This window comes from Haladaptatus sp. W1 (assembly GCF_001723155.1).
Taxonomy (GTDB): domain Archaea; phylum Halobacteriota; class Halobacteria; order Halobacteriales; family Haladaptataceae; genus Haladaptatus; species Haladaptatus paucihalophilus.
This window is the reverse complement of sequence record NZ_MEIH01000121.1, coordinates 1-3,133: the sequence shown is the minus strand read 5'-3', so window position 1 is coordinate 3,133 and position 3,133 is coordinate 1. Positions and strand designations below refer to the sequence as shown.

Below are 3,133 nucleotides of genomic sequence, written 5' to 3'. Positions count from 1 at the left end.
TACCAATGAGCTACAGGTAAGCCGTTCCCCGTCGTCACGGTTCTCGATGAGTGACGCGACCGTCTGTTTGACCTACGACTTCGACGCGGTGTCGGTGTGGATTCACACCTTCGAGGTCGGGAACGCGCCGACGCAACTGTCCCGAGGAGTGTACGGCGCGTGGGTCGGCGCACCCCGACTCCTCGACCTGCACGACAGACACGGGATTTCGGCGACGTGGTTCGTCCCCGGCCACACGATAGAGAGCTTCCCCGAGCGCGTCGGCGAGGTCCACGATCGCGGCTACGACATCCAGTGTCACGGCTGGCGGCACGTCAACCCGAGCACGTTCGACAGCAAAGAGGACGAAAAGGCCGAGTACGAACGCGCGATGACGAACATCGAGGACATCACCGGTAGTCCCCCGGTCGGCTTTCGGTCCCCCGCGTGGGAGTTCTCGACGCACACGCTCGACATCCTCGACGAACTGGGCTTCGAGTGGGATTCGAGCCAGATGGGCAACAACTTCCGGCCGTACTATCTCCGGAAAAACTGGAGCGCACCGCAGGACAAGCCCTACGAAATCGGTGAGAAGAGCGACATCGTGGAGGTGCCGATATCGTGGAAACGGGCGGACTTCCCGGCGCTGATGTTCGTCTGGGAGCAGTCGATTCTGTGGGGTTTCGCCGACGAGCGGTCGGTGTTCGGCCTCTGGCGGGCGCAGTTCGATTGGATGTACGAGCACGTGGAAAACGGGATTTTCACGCTGGCGATGCACCCGCAAGTCATCGGGCAACCGCCGCGAACGACCCGGTTGGAGGAGTTGATAGGGCACATGCGGGCGAAACCGGGCGTCGAGTTCGCGGACGTGAGCACGGTCGCGGCGGAGGTCCGGAGCGGCGACCGTGAGCCGATGGCGATGCTCGGCGACTGACCCGTCCGCCGTCGCTGACGACTGTTTTAAGAAGGTGGCTACAACCGTTTTCCCGTTGCGTCTCGATTCGTTATTCATGGCGAAGTACGTTGCACTCGTGGACATCCGAACGAGCGTTCAGAACGCCCAAGACCTCGTTTCGACGTGGGGCGACATCCGCCTCGAATTCGAGGAGTTCGGCGTCGAACTGGATGGAAGCTTTGCCGTGCTCGGCGAGTACGATTTCCTGCTCATCTTCGAAGCGCCGGACCGCGACACCGCGTTCAAGGCCGGTCTCGCGGTCGAACGCCACGGGATGGACATGCAGACGATGGAAATCATCCCGATGGCTGATTTCGCGGGACTGGTCGAGGACTGACCTCTCCTCCGAAAATGATGGATAAAAATCATTTCTTCCCCGAGCGGAAAAGCATATTCTTCACCGATTCGTTCGTTCATTCATGAACGAGTCATCCGAAGTCGCCCTCGCGTTCGATGACACCGAATTACTCCCCGCAATCGCACAGGATACCGACACCGGCGACGTGCTGATGCTGGCGTACGTCACCCCCGAAGCAATCGAGAAGACCCTCGAAACCGGGTTCGCTCACTACTACTCCCGGAGTCGGGACGAACTCTGGAAGAAGGGCGGCACAAGCGGTCACGTCCAACGCGTCGCGGACATTCGCGTCGATTGCGACGGCGACACGTTCCTCTACCGCGTCGAACAGGAGGGTGGTGCCTGCCACACGGGCTACGAGTCCTGTTTCTACCAAACCCTCGACTCCGTGAATCGGGACGAGAAAGAATCGACCGACCCCACCGACGCGCCCGCCGTAACCGCCGAAACGACGGTCGTCGGTGAACGGGTGTTCGACCCCGACGAGGCCTATGAGTGACCCGTTGACCCAACTCCGCGACGCGGACGAGGCGTGCCGAGAAGCCAACGCCGCCGTCGAGGAGTACGGCGAGGAGTCCATCCGCGCCGTCGCCGACGCCTACGACCGCGCTACGCACCTGCTCGACCGCTACGAGGGGAAGGCGACCGGAACCGGTGACTTCCAGGCTTTCGTCCAGTTCCAAGGGCAGTTCGCCGACTTCGTGGAGAACCTGCCCGACGACTTGCCCGCGCGCGAGGCGTTCGAACGGGCTGAAAACGCCATCGACAAACGTCGGCTGAGCGAACGCGATTTCGAAAGCGGACGGAGCGCCCTTTCGCCCGCCGAAGATATCGTCGCCCTCTCGGACGAGCGAAACGAGGCCCGCAAGCGCTACCGGGACGCCCGGCACACCGTCTCACAACGGGTAACGGAACTTGAGGAGCGAATCGCGGACCTCGAACGACTCCGAGAACTCGGCGACGCCGACTTGGACGCCCCGACGGAACTGCTTCGGGAACCCATCGACGCCGCCAACGACGCCATCACCGAGGCGTTCGAATCGTTCACTCACGACGAGAACGTCCGCGAACTGATAGAATTCCTCGCCGCGACCGAACACTATCCTCTCATCGAGTTCCAGCCACCGCCGGACGAACTCCGCGCGTACCTCCTCGACAGCGACGCCGGGGACCTCACCCTCCCCGAACTGCTCGAATACGCGCACTACTCCCGGTCGAAACTCGACCACTACGTCGCTGACCCCGCGGCGCTGAAGCGTGCCGTCGCCACGAACGAGACGTACCTCGACCGTCTCGGTCCCGAACCGCTCACCATCGACTGGCCGCCCGCCGCCGCGAACGAACTCCGCTGGTGGTGCGACGAGGCGATTCGCGTCGCGGACCGCTTCGCACCGCCGGAGGCCATCACGCGGCTCCGCGAGGTGGAACGACTCACCCGCGACGACGACTTCGAACGCCTCCGCACCGCCGCACGAGCGCGCTCGGAACTCTCCGACGAGGAGCGCGACCGACTCGCCCGCGGCGACGTGACAGACGAACTCGAACGGGCGCAGGAGCGAAAAGACACGCTCTCTGACGCGCTCGACGAGTATCCCTCGCGGTAGGGTAGTTCGAGTCGAAAAAACGAACCGCGCTCAGACGTTCGCTTTGGCCGCGCGAAGCGCTGTTTCCATCTCTTCTGCGAGTTCTTCGGCGCGGTGGCGTTCGCGCGCCTCGGCGTAGATTCGAACCATCGGTTCCGTCCCGCTCGGGCGGGCGAGGACCCACGCGTCGCCGAAGTCCAGTCGGTAGCCGTCGCGGGTGTTGAGTTCCGCGTTCGACTCCTCGGCCTCTCGCTCGGC

Annotated in this window: 4 protein-coding genes and 1 pseudogene; 4 read left to right on the top strand and 1 reads right to left on the bottom strand. The window is 63.4% G+C overall.

The features are described 5' to 3' along the window. The first annotated feature begins 46 nt into the window (after positions 1-46). The 4 genes from BG842_RS06635 (at position 47) to BG842_RS06620 (ending at position 2,896) form a co-directional block, all read left to right on the top strand. A complete protein-coding gene (locus BG842_RS06635) occupies positions 47-913 on the top strand; it encodes a polysaccharide deacetylase (protein ID WP_069450165.1) in 867 nt (288 codons plus the stop codon). 76 nt (positions 914-989) lie between these two features. Continuing rightward, positions 990-1,271 (top strand): GYD domain-containing protein, encoded by a 282-nt coding sequence (locus tag BG842_RS06630; RefSeq protein ID WP_069450164.1) that lies wholly within the window; start codon positions 990-992, stop codon positions 1,269-1,271. A gap of 82 nt (positions 1,272-1,353) precedes the next feature. Beyond that, complete coding sequence (hisI, locus tag BG842_RS06625) at positions 1,354-1,791, top strand: phosphoribosyl-AMP cyclohydrolase (protein ID WP_069450163.1); 438 nt, start codon at positions 1,354-1,356, stop codon at positions 1,789-1,791. Continuing rightward, positions 1,784-2,896, top strand: coding sequence for a hypothetical protein (locus BG842_RS06620; RefSeq protein WP_069450162.1), 1,113 nt, complete (start codon positions 1,784-1,786; stop codon positions 2,894-2,896). The genes hisI and BG842_RS06620 overlap by 8 nt, the downstream gene beginning before the upstream one ends. 30 nt (positions 2,897-2,926) lie before the next feature. Here BG842_RS06620 and BG842_RS06615 read toward each other — a convergent pair. Beyond that, positions 2,927-3,133: pseudogene (locus BG842_RS06615) on the bottom strand (phosphoglucosamine mutase); the annotation flags it as partial.

Bases quoted from the DNA above. Each gene is read 5' to 3' on its own strand.
- hisI (WP_069450163.1), top strand. From the start codon at position 1,354: ATGAACGAGTCATCCGAAGTCGCCCTCGCGTTCGATGACACCGAATTA.
- BG842_RS06630 (WP_069450164.1), top strand. From the start codon at position 990: ATGGCGAAGTACGTTGCACTCGTGGACATCCGAACGAGCGTTCAGAAC.
- BG842_RS06635 (WP_069450165.1), top strand. From the start codon at position 47: ATGAGTGACGCGACCGTCTGTTTGACCTACGACTTCGACGCGGTGTCG.
- BG842_RS06620 (WP_069450162.1), top strand. From the start codon at position 1,784: ATGAGTGACCCGTTGACCCAACTCCGCGACGCGGACGAGGCGTGCCGA.